This window comes from Mesorhizobium sp. M3A.F.Ca.ET.175.01.1.1 (assembly GCF_004791945.1).
Classification (GTDB): Bacteria; Pseudomonadota; Alphaproteobacteria; order Rhizobiales; family Rhizobiaceae; genus Mesorhizobium.
This window is the reverse complement of the sequence record NZ_SRTP01000003.1, coordinates 406,620-422,757: the sequence shown is the minus strand read 5'-3', so window position 1 is coordinate 422,757 and position 16,138 is coordinate 406,620. Positions and strand designations below refer to the sequence as shown.

The 16,138-nt window shown below is 64.6% G+C and carries 13 protein-coding genes and 2 pseudogenes; 8 read left to right on the top strand and 7 right to left on the bottom strand.

Going from position 1 to position 16,138, the window contains the following annotated elements; genetic code table 11:
- Positions 1 to 6 precede the first annotated feature (6 nt).
- Positions 7 to 1,530: a leucyl aminopeptidase gene (locus EN818_RS09950; RefSeq protein ID WP_095808809.1), complete on the bottom strand. Its 1,524-nt coding sequence runs from the start codon at positions 1,528 to 1,530 to the stop codon at positions 7 to 9.
- 349 nt (positions 1,531 to 1,879) lie between these two features.
- On the opposite strand from EN818_RS09950, the gene lptF reads away from it, so the two are divergent.
- The 8 genes and pseudogenes from lptF to EN818_RS33570 all read left to right on the top strand — a co-directional run.
- On the top strand, positions 1,880 to 3,076 hold the full coding sequence (lptF, locus tag EN818_RS09945) for an LPS export ABC transporter permease LptF (RefSeq protein WP_095808690.1): 1,197 nt from the start codon (positions 1,880 to 1,882) through the stop codon (positions 3,074 to 3,076).
- A 2-nt stretch (positions 3,077 to 3,078) separates the two neighbouring features.
- On the top strand, positions 3,079 to 4,161 hold the full coding sequence (gene lptG / locus EN818_RS09940; protein ID WP_095808689.1) for an LPS export ABC transporter permease LptG: 1,083 nt from the start codon (positions 3,079 to 3,081) through the stop codon (positions 4,159 to 4,161).
- Positions 4,161 to 6,572, top strand: coding sequence for an LPS-assembly protein LptD (locus EN818_RS09935; protein WP_165349879.1), 2,412 nt, complete (start codon positions 4,161 to 4,163; stop codon positions 6,570 to 6,572). The genes lptG and EN818_RS09935 overlap by 1 nt, the downstream gene beginning before the upstream one ends.
- Positions 6,573 to 6,859: 287 nt before the next feature.
- Positions 6,860 to 7,783: a peptidylprolyl isomerase gene (locus tag EN818_RS09930; RefSeq protein WP_095808688.1), complete on the top strand. Its 924-nt coding sequence runs from the start codon at positions 6,860 to 6,862 to the stop codon at positions 7,781 to 7,783.
- An 83-nt stretch (positions 7,784 to 7,866) separates the two neighbouring features.
- Positions 7,867 to 8,901, top strand: a complete 1,035-nt coding sequence (gene pdxA, locus EN818_RS09925; RefSeq protein WP_176478466.1) for a 4-hydroxythreonine-4-phosphate dehydrogenase PdxA — start codon at positions 7,867 to 7,869, stop codon at positions 8,899 to 8,901.
- A gap of 16 nt (positions 8,902 to 8,917) precedes the next feature.
- On the top strand, positions 8,918 to 9,751 hold the full coding sequence (gene rsmA / locus EN818_RS09920; RefSeq protein ID WP_135904446.1) for a 16S rRNA (adenine(1518)-N(6)/adenine(1519)-N(6))-dimethyltransferase RsmA: 834 nt from the start codon (positions 8,918 to 8,920) through the stop codon (positions 9,749 to 9,751).
- A gap of 103 nt (positions 9,752 to 9,854) precedes the next feature.
- Positions 9,855 to 10,185: pseudogene (locus EN818_RS09915) on the top strand (type II toxin-antitoxin system RelB/DinJ family antitoxin).
- Positions 10,182 to 10,335 (top strand): annotated as a pseudogene (locus EN818_RS33570) (type II toxin-antitoxin system RelE/ParE family toxin); the annotation flags it as partial. The pseudogenes EN818_RS09915 and EN818_RS33570, both read left to right, overlap by 4 nt.
- 7 nt (positions 10,336 to 10,342) lie before the next feature.
- Here the strand turns inward: EN818_RS33570 and gmk are convergent.
- The 6 genes from gmk to fabG all read right to left on the bottom strand — a co-directional run bounded on the left by gmk (position 10,343) and on the right by fabG (position 16,125).
- Positions 10,343 to 11,017 carry a guanylate kinase gene (gmk, locus tag EN818_RS09905; protein WP_165349881.1) on the bottom strand — a complete coding sequence of 225 codons (675 nt, stop codon included), beginning with the start codon at positions 11,015 to 11,017 and terminating at the stop codon, positions 10,343 to 10,345.
- A gap of 5 nt (positions 11,018 to 11,022) precedes the next feature.
- Positions 11,023 to 11,913 carry a YicC/YloC family endoribonuclease gene (locus EN818_RS09900; RefSeq protein WP_095808687.1) on the bottom strand — a complete coding sequence of 297 codons (891 nt, stop codon included), beginning with the start codon at positions 11,911 to 11,913 and terminating at the stop codon, positions 11,023 to 11,025.
- Between the two features lie 203 nt (positions 11,914 to 12,116).
- Positions 12,117 to 13,367: an endolytic transglycosylase MltG gene (mltG, locus tag EN818_RS09895; protein ID WP_095808686.1), complete on the bottom strand. Its 1,251-nt coding sequence runs from the start codon at positions 13,365 to 13,367 to the stop codon at positions 12,117 to 12,119.
- An 85-nt stretch (positions 13,368 to 13,452) separates the two neighbouring features.
- Positions 13,453 to 14,715 carry a beta-ketoacyl-ACP synthase II gene (fabF, locus tag EN818_RS09890; RefSeq protein ID WP_095808685.1) on the bottom strand — a complete coding sequence of 421 codons (1,263 nt, stop codon included), beginning with the start codon at positions 14,713 to 14,715 and terminating at the stop codon, positions 13,453 to 13,455.
- Between the two features lie 34 nt (positions 14,716 to 14,749).
- A complete protein-coding gene (locus EN818_RS09885; RefSeq protein WP_006203723.1) occupies positions 14,750 to 14,986 on the bottom strand; it encodes an acyl carrier protein in 237 nt (78 codons plus the stop codon).
- Positions 14,987 to 15,387: 401 nt separating this feature from the next.
- Positions 15,388 to 16,125 carry a 3-oxoacyl-[acyl-carrier-protein] reductase gene (gene fabG / locus EN818_RS09880; protein WP_129552876.1) on the bottom strand — a complete coding sequence of 246 codons (738 nt, stop codon included), beginning with the start codon at positions 16,123 to 16,125 and terminating at the stop codon, positions 15,388 to 15,390.
- Positions 16,126 to 16,138: the final 13 nt, after the last annotated feature.

Sequence of the window (16,138 nt, the reverse complement as noted above, 5' to 3'; positions counted from 1 at the left end):
CAAAGCCTAGCCTTCGTAGTTGTCGCGCACGAGCCGGTCGAGCAGGCGCACACCGAAGCCCGAGCCCCAGGACTGGTTGATCTCGCTCGCCGGCGCGCCCATCGCGGTGCCGGCGATGTCGAGATGCGCCCAGGGCGTGTCCTTGACGAAACGCTGCAGGAACTGCGCGGCGATGATGGCGCCGCCGTAGCGGCCGCCGATGTTCTTCATATCGGCGTTCTTGGATTCGATCAGCTTGTCGTATTCGACGCCGAGCGGCATGCGCCAGACCCGCTCCTGCGTCGTCTGGCCAGCGCCGAACAGCTTGCCGGCGAGCTCGTCATTGTTTGAGAAAAGACCTGCATAATGCTGGCCGAGCGCGACCATGATGGCGCCGGTCAGCGTCGCGAGGTTGACCATGAATTTCGGCTTGAAGCGGTCATTGGTGTACCAGAGCGCATCCGCCAGCACGAGGCGGCCCTCGGCGTCGGTGTTGAGCACCTCGATCGTCTGCCCCGACATCGAGGTGACGATGTCACCCGGCCGCTGGGCATGGCCGTCGACGGCGTTCTCGACCAGGCCGATGACGCCGACCACATTGGCCTTGGCCTTACGCGCTGCCAGCGCATGGATCAGCCCGGTGACGGCGGCGGCACCGCCCATGTCGCCCTTCATATCCTCCATGCCGGAGGCCGGCTTCATCGAATTGCCGCCGGTGTCGAAGGTGACGCCCTTGCCGACGAAGGCGATCGGCGCTTCCTTGGCCTTGCCGCCCTTCCACTGCATGACGGCCATGCGGGCGCCGCGCGGCGAACCTTGCGCGACGCCGAGCAGCGATCCCATGCCGAGCTTCTTCATCTCCTTCTCGGTGAGGACCTCGACCTCGACGCCGAGCGCCTGCAATTCGGTGGCGCGCGCGGCGAACTCGACGGGGCCCAGCGCATTGGCAGGCTCGTTGACGAGGTCGCGCGCGAGCAGCACGCCGTCGATCACCGCCTCTTCGCTGGCGAAGGCCTTCTTCGCCGCCGATGGATCGGCGCAGTGGATGGTGATCTTGGCCGGCTTCGGCTCGGCTTTCCTGGCGCCGTTCGCCTTTGCCTCGGCTTGGCCGTTGTCCTTGTCCTTCCGTGTCTTGTACTTGTCGAAGCCGTAGCTGCGCAGAAGGATACCGGCGGCAAGGTTCGCCGCCTGCCGGCCGTCGGGCTGCAGTTCGGGAAGATCGAGGATGACTGCGACCTCCGTTGCCTTGCGCAATGCGGAGGCAACGGCGCCGCCGAGCTTCAGCCAGGCGTGGTCCTGGAGGTCAGCGACCTTGCCGGCGCCGATCGCCACCAGCCGGTCGACCGACGTCCCTTCCGGCGCCAGCACCTCCGCCGTGCTGGCGAACTTGCCGGAGAAATCGGCGACCGGAAACGCCCGAGCCAGCGCTCCCGCCGGGTCGCAAGCCTTCGCGGCTTCGCCCAAGCTACCGCCGTCGGCCGCAAGCACGAAGACGCTGCCTTTCTTGGGCGCGGCGATTTTGGCAAAGGCGATCGAAGGTCTCGAAGTCATCATTTCCTGCTTTCGGGTGAGGTGCCGCGAACCGGCTTTCAAGCGTGCGCGACATTTGGTCGTTTTCAGCCATTTGGCAAGACTTTGGCCGAAATCGCTGTCTATATCGCCGCCGAACGCAGCGAAGGATTCGGCGCGGCGCGACTTTAGTCTCCCGCTACAACCTATTGTTAACCATCAATGTTTTGCATTTCTTATTCATTGACGCGGAGACTCCGCCGCGCCGAGGCGCGCGGCGTGGGGAGACAAACCGGACCGGACCGCCGACGGAGCCAGTTGTGCAGGCATCAGCGGATGACTACCTTGTCGGCGGGCATGATGCCGTTCGGCACAATCGAGAAAAACCTTCATGAAGGTCGTTGAACGCTACATCATGCGCCGCGCCGCCGCGATGTTCCTCGCGTCGCTGGCTTGGACGCTGGCGATCGTGTGGACGACGCAGGTGCTGGCCAAGATCGACCTCGTCACCGATAGCGGCCAGTCGGCGCTGACCTTCTTCGAAGTCGCGGCGCTGATCATTCCCTCGATCATCCCGATCGTGGTGCCGTTCGCGCTGGTGGTGGCGGTGGCGCAGACGCTGAGCGTCATGAACTCCGACTCCGAGCTTGCGGTCATCAACGCCGCCGGTGCTTCCCGCTGGACGATCGCGCGGCCGATCCTGCTGCTCGCCTTGGCTGCCAGCGTTTTTTCCCTGGCCGTCGACAATGGCGTCGACCCCTATGCCAGGCAGAAGAACCGCCAGCTGGTGGCGGCCTCGCGCGCCGACCTCCTGTCGCTGATCATCCAGGAAGGCACGTTCCGCAAGATCGACGACGGCCTGTACCTGCAGGTCGGCGAACGGCTTCCCGACAACCGGCTCGGCGGCATCTTCGTCGCCGATTCGCGCGAGGAAGGCGCCAGCCTGGTCTACTATGCCAAGAGCGGCAGCGTCGTCGAAAAGGGCGATGAGAAGGTGTTGATGATGAATGACGGCGTCATCAACCGCAAATCGGTGACCGGCGACCTCTCGGTCATCCGCTTCACCTCCTACGCCTTCGACCTCTCCGCCTTCATGTCGGCGGCGAACGAGATCATGCTGTTGCCGAAGGACCGCACGACGCAATACCTGCTCAACCCGGACCCCAACGACAAGATGTTCCAGCGCAAGCCCGGCAGCTACAAGGCCGAGCTCGACCAGCGCTTCTCGGAATGGTCCTATTCGCTGGTGTTCGCGCTGATCGCGCTGGCGGTCGCCGGCGACGCCCGCTCGCACCGCGAAGCGCGCATTCATCCGCTGATCACGGCCATCGCCATCGCGCTGTTCGTGCGCTGGCTCGGCTTCTTCGCCGCCGGCAAGGCCGACAAGGTGCCTGCCTATGCCTATATGGTGTACGCCGTGCCGATCGTGGCTTCCGCCGTCGCCACCTGGTTCATTCTCTCATCGCGGTCGATGGAGCTGCCCTCGGCCTGGGCCGACTGGATGGCGAATTTCGCCGGCCGCGCCAGCGAGAGCTGGACGAGGCTCAAGCTGCGCCTCTTCCGGCGCGCCTTCGGCCAGGGAGCCTGACCATGGGCTGGACGCTGGGCCGCTACTTCTTCTTCCGCTACGTGGGGATCACGATCTGGTTCTTCCTCGGCCTGCTGGCGCTGGTGTTCCTGATCGACTTCACCGAGCTTTCCGGCCGCACGACGGGGCTGCCAGGCTTCACCTACGGCACGGCGCTCGCCATCTCGGCGCTGCGGATGCCGATGATCATGCTGCAGACGGTGCCGTTCGTCGGGCTGTTCTCGGCAATGGCGACGCTGGTGTCGCTCAACCGCAAATACGAGCTGGTCATCGCACGCTCGGCGGGCGTTTCGGCCTGGCAGTTCCTGTTTCCATGCTGCGTCGGCGCGCTGCTGTTCGGCATATTGTCGGTCGGCGTTCTCAACCCGATCGCCGCGCACGGCTTTTCCTGGTCCGAGCAGATGGAGAATCAGCTGCGGGCCGGAAAATCGAACACCGTCGCTGCCGATGCCACGCCGTGGCTGAGACAGAAGACGCAGTCCGGCGACACGATCATCGGCGCCCGCGCCATCCTCAACCAGGGCCTGGAAATGGCCGATGCCGTGTTCTTCGCCATCGACCAGAAAGGCAACATCGCCGAGCGCAAGGATGCGGCGCGGGCCTATCTGCGCGATGGCTACTGGGAGTTGCAGGACGTGAAGGTGTTCAAGGACGGCAACATCCGTTCCTTGCCCACCGACCGCGTGGCGACCAACCTGAAGCCGGAATTCGTGCAGGAACGGCTGGCGCGCCCGGAAACGATTCCCTTCTACGACCTGCCCAGCAAGATCGAGGTTGCCCGTTCCTTCGGCCTCAAGGCAAATGCGTTCGCCATGCAGTTTGATTCGCTCGTGGCGCTGCCGTTCCTGCTCGTCGCCATGACGCTGATCGCGGCAACAGTTTCAATGCGATTTGCGCGGATGGGGCAGTCGGCGACGATGATTCTGGGTGGCGTCCTAGCCGGCTTTCTGCTTTATGTCGTCTCGGTACTGGTCAAGGCATTCGGCGTGGCGGGATTCGTGCCAACAGTGGTGGCTGCATGGGTTCCGGTTGTCGTGGCTATGTTCTTCGGGGTGACGTTCCTGCTATACAAGGAAGACGGCTAGTGAGGGAGGCTGGATTGCGCAGCCATAGGCAGGCCGGTTTGGCACGCCTCTATGGGGCGACCGCCTTGGCATGCCTGTTCGCCTGCGCGGTGCCGACGGCGCCCGCCCTGGCACAGGACATCACCGCGAAGCCCGTTCCCTCCGGCACGCAGATGCTGCTTGCCGCCGATACGCTGGTCTACAACAACGACAACCACACCGTGACCGCCGTCGGCGGCGTGCAGATCGACTATGGCGGCAACAAGCTGGTCGCCCAGCGCGTCGAGTACAACCGCGACACCAAGCGCCTTGTCGCCAGCGGCGCCGTCGAGCTGATCAACAGCGACGGCACCAAGATCAATGCCGAGCATATCGACATCACCGACGATTTCGCGGACGGCTTCACCAACGCCTTGCGCGTCGAGACGGTCGAGCAAGCCTATTTTGCCGCCGAGAGCGCCGAGCGCATGGGCGGCGTGCTGACGACCTTCCACAATGGCGTCTACACCGCCTGCGAGCCCTGCGAGGACAAGCCGGACAAGGCGCCGACATGGCGCGTCAAGGCGCGCAAGATCATCTGGAACGGCCAGAAGAAGACGGTTCGCTTCGAGAACGCGAATTTCGAGTTCTTCGGCTATCCGCTCGCCTATCTGCCGGCGTTCGAGATCGCCGACCCCTCGGTGAAACACAAGAGCGGCTTCCTGATTCCCGGAATCACTTACAACACCGACCTCGGGGTCGGCGTGAAGGTCCCCTATTATTTCGCCCTCTCGCCGACTTACGACCTGACCGTCACCGGTACCGGCTACACCAAGCAGGGCTTTCTCGGCGAAGCCGAATGGCGCCAGCGCTTCAACAATGGCGAGTACACGCTGAAGATAGCGGGCATCCACCAGCAGGACCCCGACACGTTCATCGACGCCAGCGGCCACAACGTGAATTCGGGCGCGGCCGGCGATCCGAACAAGTTCCGCGGCATGATGGGCACCAAGGGCCAGTTCGCCATCAACGAGCGCTGGAACTTCGGCTGGGACGTGCTGCTGCAGTCCGACAAGAATTTTTCGCGAACCTATAACATCGACGGCTACAGCGATCTCGTCCACCAGTCGTCGCTCTATCTGACCGGCTTGAGCGACCGCAATTATTTCGACGTGCGCGCGATGCGCTTCTCGGTCCAGGAGAACACGCTCTCCAGCGATCCGACGGCGCGCGCCGGCGAGCAGCCCTGGGTGCTGCCTTCGCTCGATTATGCCTATATCCCCGACATGTCGGTGGCCGGCGGCCAGCTGTCGCTGAACGTCAACGCGCGCGCCATCAGCCGCGATCGGCTGGATGCCGTGCTGGAGGATGTTTCGGATCCCACTTCGGTCAACAATGTGCGCGGCATCGAGGGCCAATCGACCCGGCTGACAGCCGAGACGGAATGGAAGCGCACCTTCACCACCGATGGCGGGCTGCAGTTGACCCCGCTGCTCGCGCTGCGCGGCGATGCCGGCTACGTCAACGCCAATTCCGCCTCGCTCGAGGCGGTCAACCAGATGGCGACGAACCTCGGCGAGCAGGACGACATGCGCACGTCGCTTGCCCGCTACATGGCCACGCTCGGCCTCGAGATGCGCTGGCCGCTTCTGTTCTCGATGCCGAGCTCGAGCCACATTCTCGAGCCGATGGGCCAAGTCTTCGTGCGTCCGAACGAGCAGTATGTGGGCGGCCTCGCCGTTCCCAACGAGGACGCGCAGAGCTTCGTCTTCGACGCCACGACACTGTTCGAGCGCGACAAGTTCTCCGGCTACGACCGCATGGAAGGCGGCACCCGCGCCAATGTCGGCTTCCGCTATTCGGGTTCCTACGACAATGGCTGGGCCACCAATGCCATCTTCGGCCAGTCCTACCAGTTGGCCGGCCAGAATTCCTTCGATGCGCCCGACCTGGTGAATGCCGGCGCGTATTCGGGTCTGCAGACCCCGAGTTCCGACTATGTCGGCCTGGTCGGCTTCAGCAGCCCGAACGGCGTCTCCGGCTCGCTTAGCGGCCGCTTCGACGAACAGTCCCTCGAGGTGAGGCGCGCCGAGGTGAAGGCCGCCTATTCCGGCCTGCCGGTCTCGCTTAGCGCCAAATATGCCTTCATCCAGGCGCAGCCGCTCTATGGCTTCGCCACCGACCGTCACGAGGTCACCCTCGGCGCGTCGACGCATCTGGCCGAGAACTGGCGCGTCTTCGGGACCAGCACTTACGATATCGAGCAGAACGTGATGGTCAAAGACGGCGTCGGCTTTGCCTACAACGATTCCTGCTTCACCTATGTGATGACGTTCGCGCAAACGCGCGATTCGGTGACCAAGGAGCTGTCGCAGAGCGTCGGCTTCAACCTGTCGTTCCGCACCCTCGGCGATTTCGGCTCGTCGACCAGCGCCGTCGACACGATCCAATAGGCGGGGCGCGGGCAAGCGGCTTCGGGCAGACGAAGGCAGGATCTTGGTGCGAGTTCCCAGCCCGGGCCTTGATTTGGCGCATGATCTCTCGAAAATGCGCGTGATTCCAATGCAGGTGTTGCGGCGACATTGTTTCGCCGTATAGAGCGGGCATGGGGTCGGCCACTTGGCATGTCCCGAAATCGGGGTCGATTTTCGGAAGGATCATGCGCAGGATCAAAGGCTACAGCGTTCCTTGCGCGTCCGGGCGCGGCGCTATGGCAGCGGGATGAATTTGGGAAGGTGAGATGAGGAAGTACCTGTTCTCGGCAGGATTCGCGCTCATGCTGGCGGTGACCTCGGTTTCGATCGCGGCGATGACGCCGCCGGCATTCGCAAGCACGATCAAATACATCGTCAACAACATACCGATCACCACCGGCGATATCGCGCACCGGGCCGCGTTCCTCAAGCTGCAGCGCAAGAAGGGCAATGCCGGCCAGGAGATGATCGACCAGACGCTGCGGCTGGCCGAGGCCAGGCGGCTCGGCATCCGCATCACCGACCAGCAGGTCGACGCTGCCTATCAGCGCTTTGCTTCCAACAACAAGATGCCGCTGGGCAAGCTTGACGCCATCATGTCCCAATCGGGCGTGACCAAGGAGCACTTCAAGGAGTTCATCCGCGCCCAAATGGCCTGGAACCAGGCGCTCGGCGCGCGCTACCGCTCCGGCGAAGGCGGCTCGGTGACCGAGCAGGACGCGGTGCGCCGCATGCTCGACAAGGGCGGCGCCAAGCCCTCCGCCATGGAATATATGCTGCAGCAAGTGATCTTCGTGGTGCCGGCCTCCGAGCGCGGAGCAACGCTTGCCAAGCGCAAGCGCGAAGCCGACGCCATGCGCGCCCGTTTCAACGGCTGCAACACCACGCGCGAATTCGCCAAGGGGCTGATCGACGTCACCGTGCGTGATCTCGGCCGCGTGCTGGCGCCGCAATTGCCGCCGGACTGGGCTGAACAGATCAAGGCGACCAAGGTCGGCAGCGCCACGCCGACGCGTGCGACCGAGCGCGGCGTCGAGTTCATCGGCATCTGCTCTTCGCGCGAGGTTTCCGACGACAAGGCGGCTCAGATGGTGTTCCAGGCCGAAGGCGGCAACGACAAGGATGCCGACGAGCTCAGCAAGAAATATGTCGACGAGCTGCGCAAGAAGGCCAAGATCGTCGAGCGCTAGGACGCCGGGCCAGGCGGCGTGACCGGACAGATTGACCCCGCCGCGCCCCAAGCCAATATGGGCAGTCTGTCCCGCGAGACGGCATGAGCATGCCAAAGAGAGTTGCGCCGCTGGCACTCACCGTCGGGGACCCTTCCGGCGTCGGGCCGGAGATCGCCATCGCCGCGTGGCGGGCCGGCGACAGCGCCGGCGTGCCCCCTTTCTATCTGCTGGCCGATCCGGCCCTGATGGAAGCGCGCGCGCGTGCGATCGGTGCCAAGGTGGCGCTCACCGAAACGCTGCCGGCGCAGGCGGCGCAGCACTTCGCCCGCACGCTGCCCATCGTTCCGCTCGAGGCGCGCCATCTCGACCGTCCCGGACAGCCGCAAACGGGCAACGCGGCCGGTACCATCGAGGCCATCGACCGCGCCGTCGCCGACTGCCTCGCCGGCCGCGCCGCCGCGGTCGTCACCTGCCCCATCGCCAAGAAGCCGCTCTACGATGCCGGATTCCGCTTCCCTGGCCATACCGAATACCTGGCGCATCTGGCATCCCGCCACACCGGGGCGGAAGCGACCCCGGTGATGCTGCTCGCCGGCCCCGAACTGCGCACCGTGCCGGTCACCATTCACATCGCGCTGGCCGAGGTGCCGAAGGTGCTGACGAGCGAGATGATCATCGTCACCGCCCGCATCACCGCCGCCGATCTCAAGAGCCGCTTCGGCATTGCGCGGCCGCGGCTTGCCATCGCCGGGCTCAATCCGCATGCCGGCGAAGGCGGCGCGATGGGCGCCGAGGATATCGCCATCGTGCAACCCGCTGTCGAGGCACTGAGAGCGGAAGGCATCGATGCGGTCGGACCGCTGCCGGCCGACACGATGTTTCATCCGCGCGCGCGGGCTCTCTATGACGCGGCTCTGTGCATGTATCACGACCAGGCGCTGATCCCTGCCAAGACGCTCGCCTTCGACGAGGCCGTCAACGTGACGCTGGGCCTGCCGTTCATCCGCACATCGCCGGACCACGGCACGGCCTTCGACATCGCGGGCAAAGGGCTGGCGCGGGCCGACAGCCTGATCGCGGCGCTGAAGCTCGCCCGCCGGCTTGCCGACAGCGGACGTGCCACGGCGGCCGCATGAGCACAGGCGCTCGCGCATGACCATCGACGGATTGCCGCCGCTGCGCGAGGTGATCGAGCGTCACGGCCTGCAGGCAAAGAAGGCGCTCGGCCAGAATTTCCTGCTCGACCTCAACCTGACCGGCAAGATCGCGCGCGCGGCCGGCGACCTCAGCGCGACGACGGTAATCGAGGTCGGCCCCGGCCCGGGCGGGCTGACCAGAGCGCTGCTCTTCAACGGCGCGAAACGGGTGATCGCCATCGAACGCGACGAACGCTGCCTTGAGGCTCTCGCCGAGGTCTCCCACCACTATCCCGGCCGGCTGGAGATCATCGCCGGCGATGCGTTGAAGGCAGACTTCATCACTCTTGCCGGCAAGGCGAATGGCGGACCGGTGAAGATTGTCGCCAACCTGCCCTACAATATCGGCACGGAACTGCTTGTCCGCTGGCTGACGGTGGCTGAATGGCCGCCCTTCTATCAATCGATGACGCTGATGTTCCAGCGCGAGGTGGCCGAGCGCATCACCGCCTGTCCGGGCAGCGACGCCTATGGCCGGCTCGGGGTGCTGGCGGGCTGGCGCACGGAAGCAAAGATCGCCTTCGACGTGCCGCCGCAGGCCTTCACGCCACCCCCCAAGGTCACCTCCTCGGTCGTGCATCTGATGCCGCGCGCAATTCCCCTGCCCGCCGATGTACGAAGGCTCGAACGCGTCACCGAAGCCGCCTTCGGCCAGCGCCGCAAGATGCTGAGGCAAAGCGTGAAGAGCCTCGGCGGCGTGGCGCTGCTGACCCGCGCCGGCATTGACCCGACGCGCCGCGCCGAGACGCTGAGCGTGGAAGAGTTCGTACGGCTGACGAACGCGGTGTAGCTCTCTTCTGCCCGCATACCGGGAAAAGGAAGGGATCCTTCTAACAGTTCGACGCGGCGCTTCGGCCAGCTCTACAACTCCTTATCGTTGGCGGCTGGAGCGTATGTCGGGTCTGGCGCTTGTCATTCAACAGCGAACGCACTTCCAGACTCGCATCGACGCCGACATCCGGGATCGGGCATCTGCGGTGCTTGAAAACATGGGTCTCACGGTTTCGGATGCGGTTCGGATACTTCTCACCCGCACTGCCAATGAGGGCGCGCTGCCTATTGACCTGGTCACAAACAGCGAGGCGCACGATGTGTGGTTCCGCGCCAAGGTGCGCGAGGCGCTGGAAGATCACCGGCCCGATATTTCTGACGATCAAGCCGAGGTGCATTTTGCGGAAGCGACGCGCGGCAGCGCGTCGCAAGGCTGATGAATCCAAATCTTGAAGATCGTCTGGTCAGCGTTCGCGCTTTCGGATCGCGACGGAATATTCACGCATATCGAGGCCGAGAACCCGAGCGGCTGCGATAGCAATCGATGAGCGGATTGTCGCCGCGACAGTCCGCCTTCGGGACTTTCCCGAAAGCGGTCGGCCAGTCGCCGCTACTCCGTCTTCTCGTCCAGCAGCCCCGAGACGAAGTCGAACAGGCCCGGCCGGCGGTCGCGGCGCAGGCGCTCGGCGGTGACGATGGCACGGACCTCGGCGAAGGCGCGGTCGAGGTCGTCGTTGACAATGACGAAGTCGTATTCCTTCCAGTGCTCGATTTCGAGGCGGGCATTCTTCAGCCTTGTCTCGATGACCTGCTCCTGGTCCTCGGCGCGGCGCTTCAGCCGCGCCTTCAACTCCTTCATCGAGGGCGGCAGGATGAAGATCGAAACGATGTCGGCACGCATCTTCTCCTTGAGCTGCTGGGCGCCCTGCCAGTCGATGTCGAACAGCATGTCGCGGCCTTCGGCCAGCGCCATTTCCGCCGGCTCCCGCGGTGTGGCGTAGCAGTTGCCGTGCACCTCCGCCCATTCGAGCAACGCGTCGGAATCGCGCAGCCGCTCGAATTCGCGCATGCTGCAAAAATGATAGTGGACGCCTTCGATCTCCGAGCCGCGCCGCGGCCTGGTGGTGACGGAGACCGACAGTTCCAGGCTTGAATCGCTCTCCAGAAGATTGCGTGCGATCGTCGACTTGCCGGCGCCCGACGGTGACGACAGCACCAGCATAAGCCCGCGGCGGCGGATGCGGGACCCCAAATCCTTCGCGGCCATCGGTTCCTTGGCAACCATCCCGGTCACTCCAGATTCTGGACCTGTTCGCGAAACTGGTCGACCACCGCCTTCAGCTCCAGACCGATCGCGGTGACCGCGGCGGCGTTCGACTTGGAGCACAGCGTATTCGATTCGCGGTTGAATTCCTGCGCCAGAAAATCGAGCTTGCGGCCGATGGCGCCGCCGCTCTTCAGGAGCGCTCTCCCGGAGGCCACATGCGTCTTCAACCGGTCGATCTCCTCGCGGATGTCGGCCTTGGTGGCGAGGAAGGCGGCTTCCTGATGCAGGCGGTTGGCGTCCAAATTGGCAGAGACATCCATCAGCAGCCGCACCTGCTCGGCGATGCGCTCGCGGATCGCCGCCGGCTCCCGCGACGGATCGGCCTCGGCCCTCAGCGTCAGCGCCTCGATGGCATCGATGTGGGCGGAAAGCAGAAGGCGCAGCGCCTCGCCCTCGTTCTGCCTGGCCTCCTCCAGCCCCACCAGCGCTGCGTCGAGCGCCAAGAGGATGGCGGCATCCAGGGCGGCCCGCTCCTCCTCGTTCTCCAGAGTATCGGGAATGTCGAGAACGCCGCGCAGAGCAAGCAGGCCGTCGGCGGTAGCCGGCGCGGTGCCGAACTGCTCCTGGAGGCGCTTGGCCAACCCAGCCAAGTCCTTGAGGAAGGCTTCATTGACCACCGGCTGCGCCTGCTGCGCGGCGGCGCGGCCGACCGTCAGGGTCGCCTGGAAATTGCCGCGCGCGAAGCGCTTCTGCACCGTTTGCCTGACCGCGGTCTCCAGGCGGTCGAAGCCTTGCGGCAGCCTCAGCCTGACCTCGACGCTCTTGCCGTTGACCGATTTCACTTCCCACGCAATCGACGTGCCGTCGCGTTCGGCGACTGCGCGCGCGAAACCGGTCATGCTCTGCACGTTCATGATGAAGTCGTCCCCCTGTCGCAGGTCAAGCGTTGTCCGACCAAGCGCGCCTCCTACTGAACCACTTGGATCTTGCGTATGGCCCGCGCGAAAAACCACCGCGGGCCATATGCTGCAATCGCCAGACCTTCGGTCGGGCGGCTGGTCTCCCTCAAAACATGAATACGGCGCCGCGTCAAAGGACGCGGCGCAGATGCGCCTGGCTATTGGGCGGTATCACCGCCGGCGTCGCCGGTATCACCGCTGGTACCGCTGTCATCGCCAGCGCTGTTGTCCTCGGGAGCAGCCGGAGCTGTCGTCTGCCCGGAAGCCTTGGCGGCCTCGTCAGCCTGCTTCTTCTGCAGCGTGCGGTAGCGGGCGACGTTCTGGTTGTGCTCCTCCAGCGTGGCGGCAAACACATGGCCGCCATTGCCGTCGGCGACGAAATAGAGATCGTCCGTCTTCGACGGATTGGCCACCGCCTCGAGCGCCGCGCGGCCCGGATTGGCGATTGGCGTCGGCGGCAGGCCCTTGATGAGATAGGTGTTGTAGGGCGTCTGCTTGTCGATGTCGGATTGATAGATTGGACGATCGGCAGGCTTACCCTTGCCGCCGAACAGGCCGTAGATGATGGTCGGATCGGATTGCAGCCGCATGCCCTTGGCCAGGCGGTTGAGGAAGACGGCCGCCACGCGCGAGCGCTCGTCGCCCCTGCCCGTCTCCTTCTCGACGATCGAAGCCAGAATGACGAAGTCCTGGACATTGGCGATCGGCAGGTCCGGCGCCCGGTGCTCCCAGACATCATCAACCAGCTTCTTCTGGTCGGCCAGCAGTTTGTCGACAATCTGCTGGCGCGAATAGCCTCGCGTGAAGCGCAGCGTGTCGGTGGCAAGACTGCCCTCGGGCGGAATGGTTTTGGGCATGTCGCCGCTCAGCGCATCCTCTTGCGCGACGCGCTGCAGCGCCTGCTCTACCGTCAGTCCCTCAGGGATCGTCAGCGAATACATCACCGACTTGCCGCTCTTGAACAACTCCATGATGTCGCGCATCGAGGCGCGCGGCTTGATGGCGTATTCACCTGGCTTCAGGACGGAGTCATTGCCGGTCGCGCGCACGCCCAGCCTGAAGATGCGCGCATCGCTGACCAGGCCGCGCCGCTCCAACTGCTCGGCGATCTCCTGCACGCCGGTGTTGGGCTTGACCATGAAGGTGTCGCCATTGGCGGACGGACCCGGCTCGACGAAGGCCTGCATGCCGAAATAGAGCGCCGCGCCGGAGGCGAGCACGATCAGGATCACCATCGAAAGGAAGAAGTTCAGGAACACGACGACCTGGCTGCGCGACGCGCGCGAGCGCTTGGAGGGCGGCGGCGTGCCGGCTTCAGGGCGTAGCGCTTCGGCGGCTGTCTTGGGCACGATCGGACCCTGTGCCTGCCGCTGCCCGAATTCCCCGCTGCCGCCCGGATTTGTGTTCATGGCGCCCTACGTCTGCTCTTGCAACGAATCCCCCGGCGCAAGGCTAGGGGAGAATTTGGCAAAAATGACGGCAGGTGGCGGCTGCTCAGCCATTATAACGCTGGAACACGAGCGACGCGTTGGTGCCGCCAAAGCCGAAGGAGTTCGACAGCGCAATGTCGATCTGGCGCTGGCGCGGCTTGTTCGGCACGAGGTCGATCGCGGTCTCGCGTTCCGGATTGTCGAGATTGATGGTGGCGGGCGCGATATTGTCGCGGATGGCGAGGATCGAGAAGATCGCTTCCGCAGCGCCCGCGGCGCCCAGCAGATGGCCGATCGACGACTTCGTCGACGACATCGAAATTTTCGAAGCCGCGTTGCCGACCAGCCGCTCGACCGCGCCGAGCTCGATCGTATCGGCCATCGTCGAGGTGCCGTGCGCGTTGATGTAGTCGATGTCGGCGGGCGAGAGCTTCGCCCGGCTCAACGCCGCCGTCATGCAGCGGAAGGCACCGTCACCATCCTCGGCCGGCGCGGTGATGTGATAGGCGTCGCCGGTGAGCCCATAGCCGGTGACCTCGGCATAGATTTTTGCGCCGCGCGCCTTGGCATGCTCGAGTTCCTCCAGCACGACGACACCGGCGCCTTCGCCCATGACGAATCCGTCGCGGTCGCGATCATAGGGACGCGACGCCTTCTCGGGCGTGTCGTTGCGCTCGGTGGAGAGCGCGCGGCAAGCGGCGAAGCCGGCGATCGACAGCCGCGTGACCGGCGCTTCCGCGCCGCCCGCGACCATAACGTCGGCATCGCCCCACATGATCAGCCGGGCGGCATCGCCAATGGCATGCGCGCCGGTCGAGCAGGCGGTGACGACGGCGTGGTTGGGGCCTTTAAGCCCGTGGCGGATCGATACCTGGCCGGAGACAAGGTTGATGATCTGGCCGGGGATGAAGAAGGGGCTGATGCGGCGCGGGCCGCGCTCCTTGAGGGTTATCGCGTTCTCGGCGATGCCGTCGATGCCGCCGATACCGGAGCCGATCAGCACGCCGGTGGCGCACTGATCCTGATGCGTCTCAGGCTTCCAGCCGGAATCGGCCAGCGCCTCGTCGGCGGCAGCGATGCCATAGAGGATGAACTCGCCGATCTTGCGCAGTTCCTTCGGCTCAAGCACGGCCTCCGGATTGAAGGTGCCGTTGGAGCCGTCACCGCGCGGGATGACGTGGGCGATCTTGCAGGCAAGATCGTCCACTTCGAATTCGGTGACGCGGCGGGCGGCGCTGCGGCCGGAAAGCAATTCCTTCCAGCTGTGCTCGACGCCCATGCCGAATGGCGAAAGCAGGCCAAGGCCCGTGACGACGACACGCCTCATCGCAGGTCCTCCCCGATGATACCTGCGAAAATCCTCAGGCCGAGGCCTTGTCGATGTACTTCACGGCATCGCCGACGGTCAGGATGGTCTCGGCGGCATCGTCCGGAATCTCGACACCGAATTCCTCTTCGAACGCCATGACGAGTTCGACCGTATCGAGGCTGTCCGCGCCCAGGTCGTCGATGAAGCTCGCCTGCTCAGTCACCTTGTCGGCATCGACGCCGAGATGCTCGATGACGATCTTCTTGACGCGCTCTGCGGTGTCACTCATTTGGGGCCTCGTCTGATGTTGTCTGTCTTCGTTAGCGGGCGGAATGCCGCTAATCAAGCTGAAAGATGGTCCCGCAGGAAACGCAAACGCCACAGGACCGGTTTTTGCCCGAACCGCCGGGTTGCCGGCCGCATTACACGAAAAACGGCGGGCGTCCAAGCCGAAATGCCTGTTTTCACAGGCGCCGGACCAAGGTCCGTCAGCGTGTGTTGGGATTCAGGCCAGCCGAGCTGAAAATGCGTCTTTCGAGAACCGGAGCGGAGCGGACATTCGGGTCCGTGAGCACCGGCCTACGCCGGCTGCAGCCTCCACGCTACCCACCGGTGCTTCGGCCGGCGAAGGCCGCAAGCGCAAAAAGCCACGGTTTGCAGGGCCGGGCATCACCTGAATATCAACACACCCTAGATCATCGCCATGCCGCCATTCACGTGAATGGTCTGGCCGGTGACGTAAGCCGCCTCGTCGGAGGCAAGATAGGCGACTGCCGAAGCAACCTCGGCGCCGGTGCCCATCCGCTTGCTGGGAATCGCTGCCATGATCGCCTCCTTCTGCTTGTCGTTGAGCTTGCCGGTCATGGCCGATTCGATGAAGCCCGGGGCGACGCAGTTGACGGTGATGTTGCGCGTGGCGATCTCCTGCGCCAGCGACTTGGAAAAGCCGATCATGCCGGCCTTCGAGGCGCAGTAGTTGGCCTGGCCGGGATTGCCGGTGACGCCGACCACGGAGGTGATGTTGATGATGCGGCCGTGGCGCCGGCGCATCATCGGATGGGTAAGTTCGCGGGTGAGCCGGAACACGGCGGTGAGGTTGACCTCGAGCACCTGGTCCCAGTCGGCGTCCGACATGCGCACGAACAGCCCGTCCTTGGTGATGCCGGCATTGTTGACCAGGATGTCGACGCCTTCGAGATCGGCCTCGGCCTTCTGGCCCAGCGCCTTGACCGCGTCACGGTTGGTCAGGTCCGCCGGGAACAGTTTTACGCGATCGCCGAGTTCGCCAGCCAGCGCCTCGAGTTTCTCCACGCGAGTGCCGTGCAGGCCGACGATGGCACCCTGCTTGTGCAGCATCCTGGCGATCGCCTCGCCGATGCCTCCCGATGCGCCGGTGACGAGCGCCTTGCGGCCGGTCAGTTCGAACATTTTTATCCCCTTT

Coding starts and splice junctions, on each gene's coding strand:
- EN818_RS09950 (WP_095808809.1), bottom strand. CDS start 1,530: ATGACTTCGAGACCTTCGATCGCCTTTGCCAAAATCGCCGCGCCCAAG.
- lptF (WP_095808690.1), top strand. CDS start 1,880: ATGAAGGTCGTTGAACGCTACATCATGCGCCGCGCCGCCGCGATGTTC.
- lptG (WP_095808689.1), top strand. CDS start 3,079: ATGGGCTGGACGCTGGGCCGCTACTTCTTCTTCCGCTACGTGGGGATC.
- EN818_RS09930 (WP_095808688.1), top strand. CDS start 6,860: ATGAGGAAGTACCTGTTCTCGGCAGGATTCGCGCTCATGCTGGCGGTG.
- pdxA (WP_176478466.1), top strand. CDS start 7,867: ATGAGCATGCCAAAGAGAGTTGCGCCGCTGGCACTCACCGTCGGGGAC.
- rsmA (WP_135904446.1), top strand. CDS start 8,918: ATGACCATCGACGGATTGCCGCCGCTGCGCGAGGTGATCGAGCGTCAC.
- gmk (WP_165349881.1), bottom strand. CDS start 11,017: ATGGTTGCCAAGGAACCGATGGCCGCGAAGGATTTGGGGTCCCGCATC.
- EN818_RS09900 (WP_095808687.1), bottom strand. CDS start 11,913: ATGAACGTGCAGAGCATGACCGGTTTCGCGCGCGCAGTCGCCGAACGC.
- mltG (WP_095808686.1), bottom strand. CDS start 13,367: ATGAACACAAATCCGGGCGGCAGCGGGGAATTCGGGCAGCGGCAGGCA.
- fabF (WP_095808685.1), bottom strand. CDS start 14,715: ATGAGGCGTGTCGTCGTCACGGGCCTTGGCCTGCTTTCGCCATTCGGC.
- EN818_RS09885 (WP_006203723.1), bottom strand. CDS start 14,986: ATGAGTGACACCGCAGAGCGCGTCAAGAAGATCGTCATCGAGCATCTC.
- fabG (WP_129552876.1), bottom strand. CDS start 16,125: ATGTTCGAACTGACCGGCCGCAAGGCGCTCGTCACCGGCGCATCGGGA.